General features: G+C 44.1%; 7 protein-coding genes. 6 read left to right on the top strand and 1 reads right to left on the bottom strand.

Features of this window, described 5'->3' with window-relative positions; all coding sequences use genetic code 11:
- The first annotated feature begins 39 nt into the window (after window positions 1–39).
- Complete coding sequence (locus tag A3860_RS34705; RefSeq protein ID WP_081155192.1) at window positions 40–1068, top strand: dipeptide epimerase; 1029 nt, start codon at window positions 40–42, stop codon at window positions 1066–1068.
- 120 nt (window positions 1069–1188) lie between these two features.
- Here the strand turns inward: A3860_RS34705 and A3860_RS34700 are convergent, their stop codons facing one another.
- Window positions 1189–2070: an OmpA family protein gene (locus A3860_RS34700; protein WP_158085455.1), complete on the bottom strand. Its 882-nt coding sequence runs from the start codon at window positions 2068–2070 to the stop codon at window positions 1189–1191.
- A gap of 644 nt (window positions 2071–2714) precedes the next feature.
- Between A3860_RS34700 and A3860_RS34695 the strand changes: the two genes are divergently transcribed.
- The 5 genes from A3860_RS34695 to A3860_RS34675 all read left to right on the top strand — a co-directional run.
- Window positions 2715–4937, top strand: coding sequence for a hypothetical protein (locus A3860_RS34695; protein WP_081155190.1), 2223 nt, complete (start codon window positions 2715–2717; stop codon window positions 4935–4937).
- A gap of 5 nt (window positions 4938–4942) precedes the next feature.
- Complete coding sequence (locus A3860_RS34690; protein ID WP_081155189.1) at window positions 4943–6064, top strand: hypothetical protein; 1122 nt, start codon at window positions 4943–4945, stop codon at window positions 6062–6064.
- A 46-nt stretch (window positions 6065–6110) separates the two neighbouring features.
- Window positions 6111–13847, top strand: coding sequence for a hypothetical protein (locus tag A3860_RS34685; protein WP_143774419.1), 7737 nt, complete (start codon window positions 6111–6113; stop codon window positions 13845–13847).
- 28 nt (window positions 13848–13875) lie between these two features.
- Window positions 13876–15981: a hypothetical protein gene (locus A3860_RS34680; protein ID WP_143774418.1), complete on the top strand. Its 2106-nt coding sequence runs from the start codon at window positions 13876–13878 to the stop codon at window positions 15979–15981.
- A 65-nt stretch (window positions 15982–16046) separates the two neighbouring features.
- A partial coding sequence (locus tag A3860_RS34675) for a hypothetical protein (protein WP_143774417.1) occupies window positions 16047–16277 on the top strand: 231 nt, incomplete at its 3' end.

The raw sequence follows: 16277 nt of genomic DNA, 5'->3' as shown, positions 1-16277 counted from the left end.
AAGGCAGGAAGACACAGCATTCAATATTCATATTCATAAATGAAAGTAGCATATAAGACCTTTAACCTACCGTTCAGATATCCGTTTACGATTTCCAAAGGGACCAAAACCCATCAACCATCATTAGTTGTTCAGTTGGAGTTTCGCGGTGTGGTTGGGTATGGTGAGGCGCCGGCGATCACTTATTATAATATTCCGGTTGAAAAAATGGTGGCCGACCTGGAACAGAAAAAGTTGTTCGTCGAAAAATTTGCTTTCACCGATCCGGAACGCTACTGGCATTACCTGCATCATTTATATCCGCAAAATAATTTCCTCGTTTGCGCACTTGATATGGCCGCCTGGGATCTGTATGGAAAGATCAGGCAGCAACCCCTGTACAAATTGTGGAATACCGACATAGAAAAAGCGCCCGCCACCGACTATACAATCGGCATTGACACCATTGAAAAAATGGTGGCCAAAATGCAGGAAAAACCCTGGCCTATTTACAAGATCAAATTAGGCACCGATCAGGACCTGGAAATAGTTACCGCCCTGCGCAAGCATACCAATGCCATTTTTCGCGTTGACGCCAATGCAGCCTGGACGGCCGGCGAAGCCCTGGAAAAGCTGCCCGTATTACGCGACCTGGGAGTTGAGTTTGTAGAACAGCCGCTGGCAAAAGACGATTGGGAAGGCATGAAACGGTTGTACCACGAATCGCCCCTGCCATTGATAGCCGATGAAAGCTGTGTTACGGAGGCCGATGTAAAAAAATGCCATGGGTATTTTCATGGCATTAATATCAAGCTCACAAAATGCAGCGGCATTACGCCCGCCCGGCGCATGATAGCCGAAGCCCGCTCACTTAATTTGCAGGTAATGGTAGGCAGTATGAACGAAAGTACGATTGGCTCGGCAGCCATTGCCCACCTTTCACCCTTACTCGACTACGTTGATATGGACGGCCCCCTGTTACTGGCCGAAGACATTGCCACCGGCATTCAGTTCAATCACGGGAAAATAATCTGCAGTGATAAGCCGGGGCTGGGGGTGGAGGTGACCGATAAATCGGCATTTTTGTAATCTCCGGTTACACGAAAAACCCCAAGATCTACACGCCTATTGGCATTTATTCACGAATATTAAAAATAACGTGAATGCGATGCATTTTTCTAAAGCAAACAGGTACACTGATCTGTTTGGCTATTTGTATAGCACAAACACGGTTCTTCTATTCTTTGCTCTTCCCTCGGGCGTTGTATTGTCTGCCACTGGCATGGTAGCGCCAAAGCCCTTTATTGTTAATTTCTTCCTGTCGATTCCGGCGCTAACCAGGTACTCAAGTACCGAATTGGCACGTTCTTCACTTAATTGTACATTTCTTTCTATAGTACCGGTATTGTCAGTATGACCTTCAATCTGCAATAGTGAAAACGGCTGAATTTTTAACAGGGCAACGATTGTGATCAATGAGTGGGTAGATGCAGGTGTTAACGTGGCTTTATCGGTTTCAAAATAGATCTGCTCAGCCAGTTTGTTCATAGCCGTGGTAATGCTGTCAATAGTAGAGGTTTTGGTGAGTGTATCTATTTTTATAACAGGGGCAGGCATTTTAACAGTCGGTGCGGGGCATCCGATATATTCAATTATACCGGGCTCTTTCGGGCATTTATCCTTGTTGTCAGGAATACCATCACCATCTGTGTCGGGGCAACCGCAGAAAGTACGGGGGCCCGGGTCATTAGGGCAGTCATCCTCCCCATCCACTATGCCGTCTCTGTCAATGTCTGTGGGTGCTTGCTGCGCGGTTACTGCCTGGTTGCTGAGGATGGTTTTGTTTTTTTTCTTTCGTTGCAGAATGATACCCATTAAACCGATAGATGCAGTGACATTATTATTGATAGAAGAGGATAAGTTAACATGGTAGCTCAGTTGGGTATGTAAGAACACGCTGTTGGAAATACGAAGCTGAAAACCTGTCGCTACATGAAGGCTGGCATATAGATTTTTTTCATATAAGATCATTCCCGGCCCGGCACCTATAAAAGGATTTATTAATACGGTGTCAGCAAAGAATCTTCGCATACTGCATATGTTAATAAAGTGTAATAAGTCCCTGCTATCATTCGGCGCTTTCCCTATCGGATATCTGGGCGAAATACTTCCTAGCTGGATCATATAATCGTATTTTCCCATAACTCCATCCAGGAAGGAAAGAGCATAGCCATGATTGATGTTACTAACTTCAAATGAAGAACGGCTAAAATTGGAAACGCTGTAATGCAATCCTATCGCTGGGTTCCTGCGATTTCCAGATTCAGTGATTAATTTATTTTGAGCAAATTGCTGTAAAGAACAAAAGCAAAGCAAAACAATTAGCAGTATAGGTCTATGTGGTATGGGGGGCATTATATGTATAATAAACAATTATGAAAAATATGGATTAATGCAGGTGTAACCGAAAAAACATTTTCACAGATAGTGACAATAAATAATTAAAATTTTTATTGCAAATATAAGTTGCTTTCTTACTTTTGTTACTCGATAAATTGCTACAGCCCTAAAAATCTATATCCCGATACACCATTTTTCTCTTTTATCAGACGTAGGAAAAAAGTAATCTCAGACACAAAATAATTTATTACGACCCAATAGGCCGTATGCCTGTTGAGTGTAGTATTGATCAGTAACAGATCAATATTACGCTAATTTTATAACCCTAACCTGCTATGGGCCCCTTATCCCCTGGGATTAAAATTCATACAGTAGTAACCTGCGTCCTGCTCCTGATAGCGTCCGCTGTTCAGGCCCAGCAGAAGACCGGTTGTGCCTGTGCCCTGGTGGATAGTTCCTGGATGTCGCAAATAAAGGACCCATTAAATGGGATTAAAAACAAGCTGCCATCCGACTCTGCTTTTACCGCACTAAAAAAATTACAGAAAAAAAAGATCGATACACCCGACGTTCAACTGTCGAAAGACCGGTGGCTTCAGGGACATGTCATCAGCTATAACGCTACCTATATTTCAAGAATTGAAGGAGTATATGATTATGGCGACATCCTTCAACATAACCTCAATTATACCACCAGGGTGGCTTTGTTTAAGAATATTCCATTCAATGTTTCCTTATTTGGACGTTATTCCAACTCCAGTTTTTTCAGAAATTACCTCGACTTTAATATAGATCTTGCCGGTGGCGACCTTTCGGGTATTGCCCAACGCAAACAACAGGCTGCCATGCAACGTACCTATGAAGCGAAGACCCAAATGCTTCAGGTTTACCTGGATGATCAATTAAAACAACTGAACAATTTCTCTTCTTTGCTGCAGGTGCCTGATAACCCGGACTGTTTGAACAGGTATATTCATTATAAAGAGATCCTGGCCAATAAAGATATTTACCGCGAAAAAATTACTTCCGGCGTCGACTCCATTTCCCAGGCCGCCAGTTATGTAGAAAAGTATGATAAAGCAAAGCATACGGTCGACTCTTTAAAGCTCATGGCCGACAGTTTACGCAATGAGTATAAGAATGCAGAAGCGGAAATAAAGCAGCTTAAAGGAGAAAGTATGGAAGATTGGGCAGGCGCAGGTAATAAGCTGTCAAAATATAATAAATACCTGAAGCTTTTGCATGTTGATACGGCTGTTGCGGCAGCAGGAGAATACAAAAAGTTCTGGGATGGGTTTAAAAAATTGTCTTTAGGAAGAAGCATGCCTAATTCTACCGAATTAAGTTTTCAGAACGTTTCCATCAATGGCATAAATACCCGGTACGACTTTGGAAAATTGTTCACGGTATTACAGGCGGGTTGGACGGATTTTGGTCTGCGCGATTTTGTGTTCAATTCCTCAAAACGCCGCATAAACAGTTTTGTTTACAATGTGGGCCTCGGCATTCAATCACGCAATAAAGATTATTTGCTTTTAAGTTTCTTTGGCGGAAAGCAAAATCCCGTTTATACTGGTAATAGTACTGGAACAACCCGGCAAAACACATTGGGTGTAAGCGTTTCAGGACAATTATCCTGGCGGCACCTCACGTTAAAAGGCGAAATAGCTCAGTCGCAATATGCAATTCCTACAGATTCCGGCACCAGAAAAACATTCAGGTTGTCTGATAATTCAAATAAAGCCTACAGTATTGCTGCTTTCAGTGTGTTTCCCCGGCTGGCATTAAATATCAATGCATATTATAAATATTACGGCGCTAATTACTATGGATTTAACGCCTACCGTATTAATGCCAACAACGCTCAATGGGGCATTCAGGGAGGAAAGTCATTTTTTAACAATGCGCTCACTATAAATGCAGGGGTGAAAACAAATGACTATCAGAACCCTTATGTTGAACAGGTGTATTCAGGAAAAAATACCATTACCACGCTGAACGCAATATTCAGAAAACACGGCTGGGTCATTACGGTGGGGTATATACCTTCATACCAATATGTGAGCATTAATGATACCGTTTATGAGAACCGGTACCAGGTCATTAATTGTATGACAAGCTATTCATACAAATTAGGAGAAATTCCGGCTACTTCTTCGGTTATGTTTAACCGGTTTTTAAACGACAACAGTACTTCCGCCTATTTCTATGGTAATTCATCCAATATAGCCCTTACACAGATCTTTAATTTTAATAAATACACTTCTTCTTTTAATGCTTCTGTTATTAAAAACAACCTGTACAGCTATACGGTTTTTGATGGCGGTATTCAATACCGGATCGGTCAGAAAGTAACATTGAAGAGTGGTTTTAAGATCAACAGCCTGAAGGCACAGGAGTATGAAAGCAAAGTGGGCGGGTACGGGGGCACTTCCTGGAGTATTCCAAAAGTAGGGGCCTTTTCCCTGCAGGTAGATTACAATTATTATCCCGATATAAATTATAAACTATACGGTAATACGGTGGGAACGCTTGGTTTCACCACCTCATTTAAATAAACGCTATGAGAAGGACCATTAAATATTATGCAGGCATCATCCTGTTGTTGTTCATGTTCGGGGGAACCTATGCCCAGAACCTGGTCGTTAATGCATTTATTCCGCCGGGAGCACTGATCCAGAAGGAGCAATTGTGGAATGTGATCATTTCGAATCCCGGAACATCTGCCCGTTCGTGCCAGTTATCACTGACGATCTTGAACAAAGCCAACGGCAGCAAAATGCTCAGTGCATTGACCAACCTGATAGTGGTGCCCGGTGGAACAAGACAGATACAGGTAGCCGATGTGATGCCCGTAGTATACAACGCATTAAATGAGAATGTTCGTTTAAGTGGCAATGGCTTGCTTCCCGTAGGCCTGTACCAGGTTTGTTATGAAGCGGTAAATGATAAAGGGATAAGCTATGGAAGTTCCTGTGTAGATGTACAGGTTGATGTGCTGGCCCCGCCTCAATTGATATTTCCCGAGAATAAAAGCGAGGTGAAAGAGCAATATCCTGTCTTTAACTGGATACCACCTGTTCCACTCACGCTGGTGCCCAATTGCCTGTATGAGTATAGGCTCGTGAAGGTGAACAAAAATCAAACGGCTGCCGATGCCATCAGGGACAATGTGCCTGTTTTCAGAGCCGGTAAATTACCCGTTCCTGCGTTTAATTATCCAGCCTCGGCGCCTGCACTCGAAAAACAGCAGTTATATGCCTGGCAAATCGCAGCACAATCAGCGGGTACTGATATAAAAAGTGACGTATGGTCATTTACTATTACCAATAAGGAAGATGCAAAATTGCGGCCGGCCGATGGCCTCGCTTATACCAAGCTGGCCAGGCCCAACGAGCGGGTAAGCTACTCCGTAGTTGCTGAAACACTGAAGTTTTCCTGGAACAACGAGAGTCTCGACAGTTTATTTCAAATAAAGGTGCTGGATGTTACGGGTGGCGATCACATACCTGTAAGTATTAAAGAAACTGCAGTCCCGAAATTTTTACCTGGCGTTAATCTTATTGATATGGATTTGCCGCGCTCCGGGGAGTTTATTAAAAACCATATGTATGAGTTCAGTTTAACCGACAAGCAAGGCCTTGAATGGAAGATGTTGTTTGAATACAAAGGCAAAAAGAAATAAGGATTATAATAATTGTAAACGGTATAAAGTAAATAAATACGATAGTATGTTACAGTTCCTTGGGCATAAGTATACGAAACACATAGCCTTCCTTCTCCTAAGCACTTTTTATATCGATTTCTTAGGACAGTTACATGCTGCTATTATAAGTGCAAGGACATATGTGGTAAGTAACAGAAATAAATTTGCCGGCCTGAATGGCATCCCCAACGGGTACAATAAGGCCTCCGGCGCGGATACCCGTTCCGGTAACGGCATCAACAAACCTGCAGTGGTTGAAGCTGCTACGGAGAAAAAGCAGAAAGCTGCTCCCAAAACTGGTCCTACCCAACCTGAATCCTCCTCCTTTCAGAGTGCAGGCACCGACAACATGGTTGACCTTTTTTCAGGTGGTTTCTCTTACAATATTCCCTTAATGGATGTGGGCGGGTATCCCGTTGCCATTCATTATAGCAGTGGAATAACCATGGACCAGGAAGCGAGCTGGGTAGGGTTGGGGTGGAATGTGAATCCCGGAGCTATCAGCAGGACCATGCGTGGTTTGCCAGATGATTTTGATGGAACGGATCTGATAACCAAGACAGAACATGTCAAAGAGAATAAAACGGTAAGTGTAACTGGTTCATTGAACACCGAGATCGTTGGTCTTCCTGTGTTGCAAAACCTGCTCTCTGGCAGCCTGGAATTAAGCGCAGGCGTGTTTTTTAATAATTACCAGGGGTGGGGTGTTGAAACCGGCATCAGCCCGTCTATCAGCAGCAATATTGCCGGTGGTAAGAATGCAGCGGGTACCTTAACGGGCAGCTTATCGCTTACCAGTAACTCCATGTACGGAGTAAGTATTTCACCAAGCCTGTCCTATTCTATCAGCTCTGAAGATAAGAAACGGTCAATAGGCTGCGGTATCGGAACATCATATAACAACCGTACGGGTATCAGTTCCCTGCAATTACATGCCGAGGTAAAACAGGCTGCCAAAGCGTATGAGAAATCACGAACTACGCTGGCGCATACTGGCGTAACCGGGTCCTCTTATATTTCTTTTGCCACTCCTTCGTATACGCCCACTATTACCATGCCCTATGTAAATAACGCATATAGTTTTACGGGAAAGTTGGGTGGAGAAATATGGGGTGTTGATCTGGGTGCCGGTGTATCGGCATCGGTACAAAGCCAAAAGCTGGCTTATCTTACCAAATCGATGCCTGCATACGGATACATGAATTTCACGAAATCAATGGCCGATCCGGATGCGTTAATGGACTTTAACCGGGAAAAGGAATTGGTTTTTAACAGCGAATCTACACCCAATATCGGCCTTCCCATATATACCCACGACATATTTTCAATAGCTGGCGAAGGCATTGGGGGTATGTTCAGGCCTTACCGCAGCGATGTAGGATATATCAGGGACCATAGAATGCAAACCACCAGCGGGTCGGGCAAACTTTCTATAGATATAGGTACTGGCGGATATGTGCATGCGGGTTCCGACCTTACGGTAGTGGATGCTACTACTACCAACGAACCATGGAAGAGTGACAACAACCTGGAGCCCAAATTGCAGTTTTCCGTTAGCGATACCACCTACGAGCCAGTGTATTTTAAAAACCCCGGTGAGCAAACGGTTACCGATAGAGCCTTTTTTGCTGCATTGGGCGATGACGATCTGTTGCGGGCTTCATTGGCTGGTAGCGGAGAACATGTATCACTCGACTCAAAATTCGAGCGGGTGCGTGGCGGTGCTTACATTAATGGATACCTGAATATAACCGAACCCATCAAGCGTAAAAAACGCGATAAAAGAACACAATTAATTACTTACTATACGGCCGATGAGGCAAGCAACTTCGGGTTCACTAAAAGATTATTGTCTTATCCCGAGAACCTCGATGGCCAGCCGCTGAATATAAACCTGGGCGGTGACACGTCCTGTATGAACGTTACCCGAATTAACCGGGTAGACGGTGTGGTGAGAAAAGGACATCACATTTCAGAAATAGATGTACTTAATAACGATGGGAAAAAATATGTGTATGGATTGCCGGTGTACAACGTTTCACAGAACGATGTAAGTTTTTCGGTTAACTCCCTTGCAAAAACAAGCACAACGCCTGCAAATGCCGATAAAGGATGGGTGCAATATGATGCTACAGACCCCTCTGCTGCAAATAATAAGGGTAAGGAAAATTATTATTCCAACCAGCAAACCCCGTCTTATGCGCATTCATTCCTGTTAACAGAGATCCTGTCGCCCGATTATGTTGACATTCGCAATGATGGGGTTACCGATGATGACCTCGGCGATGCTATCCGGTTTAACTATACGCAGGTTGCCAGTGAAACCAATCCTTTTCAATGGCGAATTCCTTATACCAATCAGCAATTTATGGCCAACTATAATGAAGGCCTTAAATCGTACAGCCGCGACCAGAAAGGATCGTATACGTTTGGTAAAAAAGAATTGTGGTACCTGAATACCATTGAGTCGAAAAACTTTGTAGCGGTATTCGTTACTTCAAAAGACCGCGCCGATGTGTTGAATACGGTTGACTCTACCGGTGGATTGGTAAATGATGGCGCCCGCTCACAAAGAAGACTGACAAGGATAGATCTTTATGCGAAGGCCGACCTGGTAAAGAACGGCTCCAATGCCAAACCAATAAAATCGGTTCGTTTTGATTACGATTATTCGCTTTGTAAGGGCGCGGCCGGGGATGCGGCCAATGGAAAACTTACATTAAAGGCTATCTGGTTTAAATTTAACGGTGGCAAGTGGAAAAATCCTTATAAGTTCAATTACACCGGCAGTAACCCTGATTATAACCCGGCCCGTTACGACCGGTGGGGAAATTATAAAAACAAAACGGACAATCCGGCTTCTATGGATAATTACGATTATCCGTATGTATTACAGAATACCAATACCGGAACAGATGCTGGGACAATAAATGCCCAGAATGCATCTGCCTGGAACCTGGACGAAATACAAACCCCGGCGGGCGCAAAAATAAAAGTCACTTATGAGAGCGATGATTACGGGTATGTGCAAAATAAAAGGGCTTCGCGCCTCTTTAAAATAGACGGGTTTGGCGCCACGGCAACCAGCGGCGGCAATAAATACATCTATGAAAATGGCAACGAAAAGCGGTATGTGTACATTACGCTGCCTGCAACGGCAACTGATATAAATGAAGTGAAGGCGCTCTATTTTCAGGGTATTACCAAGCTTTTCTTTAAGCTGAATGTGCTTGTACCTACTGATAATTGGGGTGGTGGTAATGAATGGGTGCCCTGTTATGCAGATATAGAAGAGATCAATTTCGTTACAACCGGGGGCGTGGTCGATAAATCGAGGATCTATGTAAAAGTGAAAGATGTGGATGGTATGAGCCCTTTTAAAAAGGTAGCGCTGCAGTTCCTGCGCCTCAACCTTCCTTCCAAAGCCTATCCCAATTCTGAAACGGGAAGTGATGTAAACTTTACTCAAATGATCGGGGTGGTATATTCCACACTCACCCAGTATGCTCAGATGTTTACAAAATTTGAGACAACAGCTCAGGGTAAAGGATGGTGTAATCAGGTAGATCTTAACAAAACGTTTGTAAGGCTGGATGAGCCTACCTTAAAAAGGTATGGCGGTGGTTTGCGGGTAAAAAAGATCGAGATGTTCGATAATTGGGACATGTTGACCCAGTCTTCCATGCCGTCGGGCAAAAAACTACTGCCCGCTTCCTACGGTCAGGAATATATCTATACCACTACGGAAAATATTGGGGGCAAAACGCTTACCATTAGCAGTGGGGTGGCCAGCTATGAACCGCAAATAGGCGGCGATGAAAATCCATTCCGCATTGCCAAGGAATTAAAAGAAAAGACCAACCTGCTGGCGCCGGTGAACCTGATGTATTCAGAAGAGCCGCTGGGCGAATCGTTCTTCCCTTCAGCTATGGTAGGGTATTCGAAAGTAAGGGTACGAACCATTAATGTTAACAAGAAATCAACCAATGGTTGGAGCGAAACCGAATTTTATACGGCAAAGGAATTTCCAACTCTTGTAGAAATGACACCGTTGGATGGGTACGGAAAAAAGCCTTTCCGCTCCAAGCTTACAGAATTCCTGAAGATCGATTCCCGGCAATACATGAACGTGAGCCAGGGTTTCAAGATAGAGCTGAACGACATGAACGGCAAAATGAAATCTCAGTCCAGCTTTGCCGAAACAGACCCGGTGAACCCGATAAACTACACAAAATATTATTATAAGGTCGACAATGAAAGGGCCGACCATAAACACTTGAATAACGACGTAAGTGTTGTGGCAGGCGTTAACGGAGAAATTGTATCCGGTACGGTAGGAAAAGACATTGAGGTGATGGTAGACTTCAGACAACAAACATCTAAAACAAGCACTACCAATTTAGGGGTGAATGTAGATGTGGTTCCCGGTGGGCCATTTCCAATTCCGCTGCCTTCGGCCATACCCTTCCCGCAAAAGGAGATCATGCGTTTCCGTTCAGCCGCAGTGGTAAAAGTGATCAACCGGTATGCACTGCTCGATAGTGTGGTAAATATTGATAAGGGTAGTATTGTGAGCACCAAAAGCCTGGTGTGGGATGGGGAAAATGGTCAGGTCGTAATTACCCGCACCAACAACGAATTCAACGATCCGGTATATAATTTAACCTATCCCGCTTACTGGGCTTATGAGGGCATGGCCCCTGCCTACACCAATATAAATTTCAACATCGGTGCTAATGTTACCGGCCGCAAATTGAAGATCATCAAAGGAAAGCTGTACGATTTCGATAATACTACGGCTGAGGACTGGGAAAAGTTCTTCAGAAGCGGCGATGAGATCCTCGTGTGGAGAGACCAGGAAGAAGACGTGCAGGCAATTACTCCTTCTGCTATGAGAATGAGTGCGTTGGCTGCTCCTATCATTAATGATGACCTGTGCGGTGAACCCACCTGGCGTACAGCGGTGAACCCCTACATTAAAATATGGGCTATAGATGCCAGCCTGGGAAAAGAAAATCATCAGGGTATTTATTTCATAGACCAGGAAGGAAGACCATATAGTTGTAAAGACATCAGGGAATTCAGGATCATTCGTTCGGGCAGAAGGAATATCATGTCAGCCAGTGCAGGTTCAATTGTATCCCTGGCCGATCCGGTGCGTAACATAAATGGGGTGAATAAAATAACAATAGACGCTAATACCAAAGTATTAACGGCAACTGCAGCTACCTTTAAAAATCTATGGAAAGTGGTGAACCACTGGTATGTGAAGGATTCTTCGTATATGCAGGAACATGATACAACGGTGACCTTGTATCCAAAAAGGAATTTGTTGATGAAAAAAATTTCGTATTCAGAGAATCACAATGGTTTGCCACAAACTCCCAATTATTATAAGAGTTATCCCAGCAACTTTTTTATTGCCAGTAGTACTGTACAATGGTATAAAAAGAAGTGGCGTAGTATAGCCGGGCGCGGTGGATTCTTTTATGACCTCAGGACACTGATAGATTTTGATATTAAGAAGGAGATACTAAAAGACCCCGATTTTATAAGAAAGAATAATAACATATACCGGGCTGAAATGAATTTGACCCACCAGGCCCCGCTTAATGTTTGGGTTATGAGTCAGGAATTCCCCAGTTGCGGCGACATGAAACAACCGGCATGTATTGATTATAGATTCGAACGCAATAGGTGGTATGCTCATGACATGAGCGGTGAATTGAAAGGCAAAGACAACACCGCCATATTGGAGAATATAGTAACGCCCTGGGTTTCTTCCAGCATAAGTACCAATCTCAACACCAAGTATTTCACCCCGCTTTATCAAACGCAAAGTAAAATACAGCTTACCCTCCCGAAGACGGGGGATCATTCAAACTCTGATATAACCGGTCTGAATTGCTATGATCTGGTAAGGGAAGCGGTGTATGGAAGCCAAAGTGATGCCATCACCGGATTCAGGCTGCGGTTGAAGGATGATTATACCGGTGATGCAAACAGCAGTGAGAGAACCCAGTCTTATTATATACCTACATCGCTGTCGGTTTCATATAATAATTTTCAGCAGGTAAACGTGAAGCTTTGTAAACAATTCATCTCTGATACGGTTGTAAACCCTTACCGCTTCGGTATATTGGGTAACTGGCGTGTTGACAGGAACTATGTGTACTACAGCGACCGCGATAACCGCCATGAAAATGACCTGTCTTCGCCAACAGTAGCAAAATCCATTAATTTAAGAACAGACGGTGTTTTAAGCACATTTAATGCGTTCTGGTCATTTACCGATAATGGTATGCAGGCCACTACCGACACCACCCAATGGGTTTGGAACAGTGCAGAGAACTTCTTCAACAAGAAGGGCTATGAAATGGAAAATTATGACGCGTTGGGTCGTTATAATTCCGGCCAGTATGGGTATAACCAGCAATTGGCAACCTCAGCTACCCAAAATGCAAAAATGCGCGAAACGTTCTTTGATGGTTTTGAGGACTATAATTACAAAATCAATACCTGTCCCGAACTGTGTAAAGATTCACGCACATTTGATGGATTTACCATCACCAGTGATGACAGCCATAGCGGCTTATACAGTTTGAGCCTGCCAGCTAACAACAACAGCTCGGTTACATTCCCGTTGACCAACAATGCTGATACAGCAGCAGCCGTTTCTATCAAAGTCGACTCTAACCTGGTTTTGAAAGAAACCTGTACACCCAAAGGAACCGGGTTGCAGGGCCTGTATTGGACAAAGGATTGTGGTACAGGACAGGAAATTGTTCCTAACATCGATTTATACTATCCTAAAGAGAAAGGTCCTGCAGGTATGTGTGGAACAGGACCGCAGGAATATACCTGGACAGGAACAATACAAGCCCCTTATACAGATGTCTATCAATTTAATTTAGCGGTTACTGGAGGACGGAACTTGTCTTATACTATGGTAGTGTATGACGGCCGCGGGAGAGCCCGGTTAGTCGCCGCCTCTGGACTACCATTTGGTATACCACTTCAGCTCCAGGTAGGAAGGTTATACAAAGTCGTGATCAATGTAAAAACTGAACGGTCGCATCAATTTGGCAAGTTGAACTGGAAGTATACAGATTATTATGACTTAGGGGTCCATGCATCGTGGCGCCGGAGCAATAACGGTACGGGATATGAAATTATTCCTCAGCAAGTGTTATATCCGCCAAATGGTGATACTACAGGCACTTATCACAGTCTGCAGTTCTATTGCGTTAAACTGAACCGTATAAAGCCCGAAAGTGTGCTGTTGCCCAAAGTGGCGCCCATCAGGGGGTCCAAAGCGGTTGTAACTGCCTGGGTAAAGATCAAAGATGACAATACCAATACAGCCAGTACCAGTGGCATGGCGCCCATAAGAGTTGAGTATACCGGAACTTCGAGCAGTTATACTTTACAACCTACGGGTGTTCGTATTGAAGGCTGGCAGCGGTATGAAGCGGTAACAGATATTCCACAAAATGCTGGCAGCATGAAAGTGTTATTTGAGCCCGGCGCCCGCAACCTGTTGGTAGATGATATTCGCATAACTCCTTTCAACAGCAATATGAAATCTTTTGTGTATGACCCGGTAAGCCTCAGACTGATGGCCGAGCTGGATGAGAATAATTATTCCACTTTTTATGAGTACGATGATGAAGGCAACCTGATGCGCCTGAAAAAAGAAACCGAAAGGGGCATCATGACCATAAAAGAAACCAGGCAGCATACACAAACCACAATACAATAACCATATTTATAAGTTATATATGAGATATATGTTGAAGACAACCATAGTGGCAGGATTGGGGTTACTCTTGTTTTTCAATAGCGCAAACGCGCAGGACGAGGGAACATCAGTGGGAGAACGACTGGGGAACCGTGCTGAAGAAATTATGGAGATGAGCAAGATCGGACAGGCATATCAGTCTACCGACCAGTTGAGTTATGATGTTTCCTACGATTTTGCCGACAGCGCGGCTCCTGCTATTATATTGGAACATAAAACTGGGAAATACGGGCTGTACGACAATCTTTTCTGGGGCACCATAGACTCCACTACAGAGTACGTTCAGGGACAAAACTATTATGTTGTTGCTGATCACGAAAACAAGAACATTTTGGTATACGACAGGCTCGATTATTCGAGAGCAATCAATGTTCCCCTGCTCGACAGTTTGTTTAATGAAGCGGCTTTACTGGACCTTATCCTTACCAGGCCGGGAGGAATATTTAAAAAGCTTACTATAAAATATAACCCTGGTATGCAATACCGGCAGATAGATATGGTTTATGATTCTACCACCTATTTGCTTAAAAGCATTGCTTATTATTACAATACTACCATTTACAGCCAGGCATATTATAATTGTGAGGATTCGGTAACCACACTGGTAGTTCCTTCCACCGGAGTGGCCATGCCTTCAACGATCACCTGTTCTACTCTGGTAAAAACATATAAAAATTTCATTGCCGAGTTTCCCAATCACACCAAAGGCGCTACCGTGCGCATGTACGTTTCAACTGGCGGCGCAGCCCTGAATGCTATCGGAAACAACCCCGGTTATGCAGCTGCCGGCCAAACCGGTAATGAGATCCAGGAGCTTTGGATACTACCACAATCTGTTTCAGGTATAAGCAAACCATTGAAAGATACCGCCACACCGCCTGTGCCCAGGAAGATGGCGATGATGACCACCCTGGCAGCAACGGGCAGCTGGGTCGATTCTACCATGTCCGCTATGCAATTGTTCGAATGGTATATGAATGTGCATTTGGGTGTTCAATATTCCGGATTTGTATATACCGACTGGCTGGCAAACACCTGCGGTTATAAATTGTATCAATTACCCTGGAGTGAAAATGCCACCGTGAATAAAGATACCCTGCAAAACATCTGGAACCGTTTTACAGCCCAGTATCCCACTTCACAACTGTCCATTACTGAAACAGTAAGCGTGCCGGTAATAAAGAACATTGGGTCAAATACATTAAGCACCACGGGCGACTTCTATGAAGGTGATTATATGAATATACTTACCTGGACAAGCGGGGACTGGTTCACAAGCCGGCAGGCCACTACCTATGATCTATCGGTATTGCCCCAAAATGCCAGCATTCAATCAGCCTTGCTGAGCCTGTATGCCAACAACCCTTCCTGGCGGTTTGCAGCCCATTTCCGCAATATCAGCCAATTCCCTTATCTGGTGATACAACCGGTAAAAGGATTTTTCATACCTGGCATAACCAGTATCGACCTGGTCCCTGAAAATTATGACGGTATGTCGGCAGTGAATCTTCCTTCCCTGAGCACAGACCGGGTAAGCAGCGGCAACTCGAATGACTTCTGGAGTAACCAGAATTACCTGAACCAAAACATCAGCAGCCTTGTAACGGCTATGTACAATAATGTACAAACAACCGGGGTAAATTATCCTGTACAGTATAAGCTGAATGATGAAACCTATGGTACTTATAAAGGGTTCTTCTTTGGGGGAACTGAATGCAGCGATAGCGCTAAAAGGCCGGTGCTGAACGTGTCCTATACAGCTTCACGTTGTGATGTATTTACAGCTTTTGTAAATAAAAACCTGGGTACCTGGTTAAGTACTGACCAGGTAAAAGACCTTTTTAAATTTGAAGGAAAATTAGACATCAACAGCGATTGCACGGCTGCAACACCCGGTGCAGGCTGTGATGGCGAGCCCGGCCCCGGCAAGCTCATTACCGCAATTACCACCATCAGCTTTACTCAAACAGATGAATCAACATTCGATCTTGGCCTGTTCGGCGAATCGCGGTTCTTTTATAAGGTAGGAGATTCCTTCCTTCCGCAGGACAGCTATTCAGGTTACACGATCACACCGGTATTGAATGATAAGTAAGCAGCACAGGATATTTTCCGGAAGAATATAAGGTGACAGAAATAAGGTTCAAAATTATCGACTATATGAAACGTATTGTTTTCCTGGCCACATGGCTGATAAGTAGCTTGCTCATTAGCTCCGGTGCATGGGCGCAATGGAAATACGAAGAGTACACCAATGTGGCAGATGGCGCTCAAACGCCGCTGCCCGATGGTAAAATAATCCTATTGAGCGATCCGCTGTTGGCAGCGCCCAATTCAAAGCCTGCGGTAACAGCTGTCAATGAGATCAACAATATTGTTTCGGTAGCATTC

Source organism: Niastella vici, from assembly GCF_002077945.1.
Lineage (GTDB): Bacteria > Bacteroidota > Bacteroidia > Chitinophagales > Chitinophagaceae > Niastella > Niastella vici.
Note: the sequence above shows the minus strand (reverse complement) of the source record. Positions and strands in the feature narration are given on the sequence as shown.

Excerpts from the sequence above, each read along its gene's own strand:
- A3860_RS34695 (WP_081155190.1), top strand. The coding sequence starts at position 2,715 with ATGGGCCCCTTATCCCCTGGGATTAAAATTCATACAGTAGTAACCTGC.
- A3860_RS34680 (WP_143774418.1), top strand. The coding sequence starts at position 13,876 with ATGTTGAAGACAACCATAGTGGCAGGATTGGGGTTACTCTTGTTTTTC.
- A3860_RS34690 (WP_081155189.1), top strand. The coding sequence starts at position 4,943 with ATGAGAAGGACCATTAAATATTATGCAGGCATCATCCTGTTGTTGTTC.
- A3860_RS34700 (WP_158085455.1), bottom strand. The coding sequence starts at position 2,070 with ATGCGAAGATTCTTTGCTGACACCGTATTAATAAATCCTTTTATAGGT.
- A3860_RS34685 (WP_143774419.1), top strand. The coding sequence starts at position 6,111 with ATGTTACAGTTCCTTGGGCATAAGTATACGAAACACATAGCCTTCCTT.
- A3860_RS34705 (WP_081155192.1), top strand. The coding sequence starts at position 40 with ATGAAAGTAGCATATAAGACCTTTAACCTACCGTTCAGATATCCGTTT.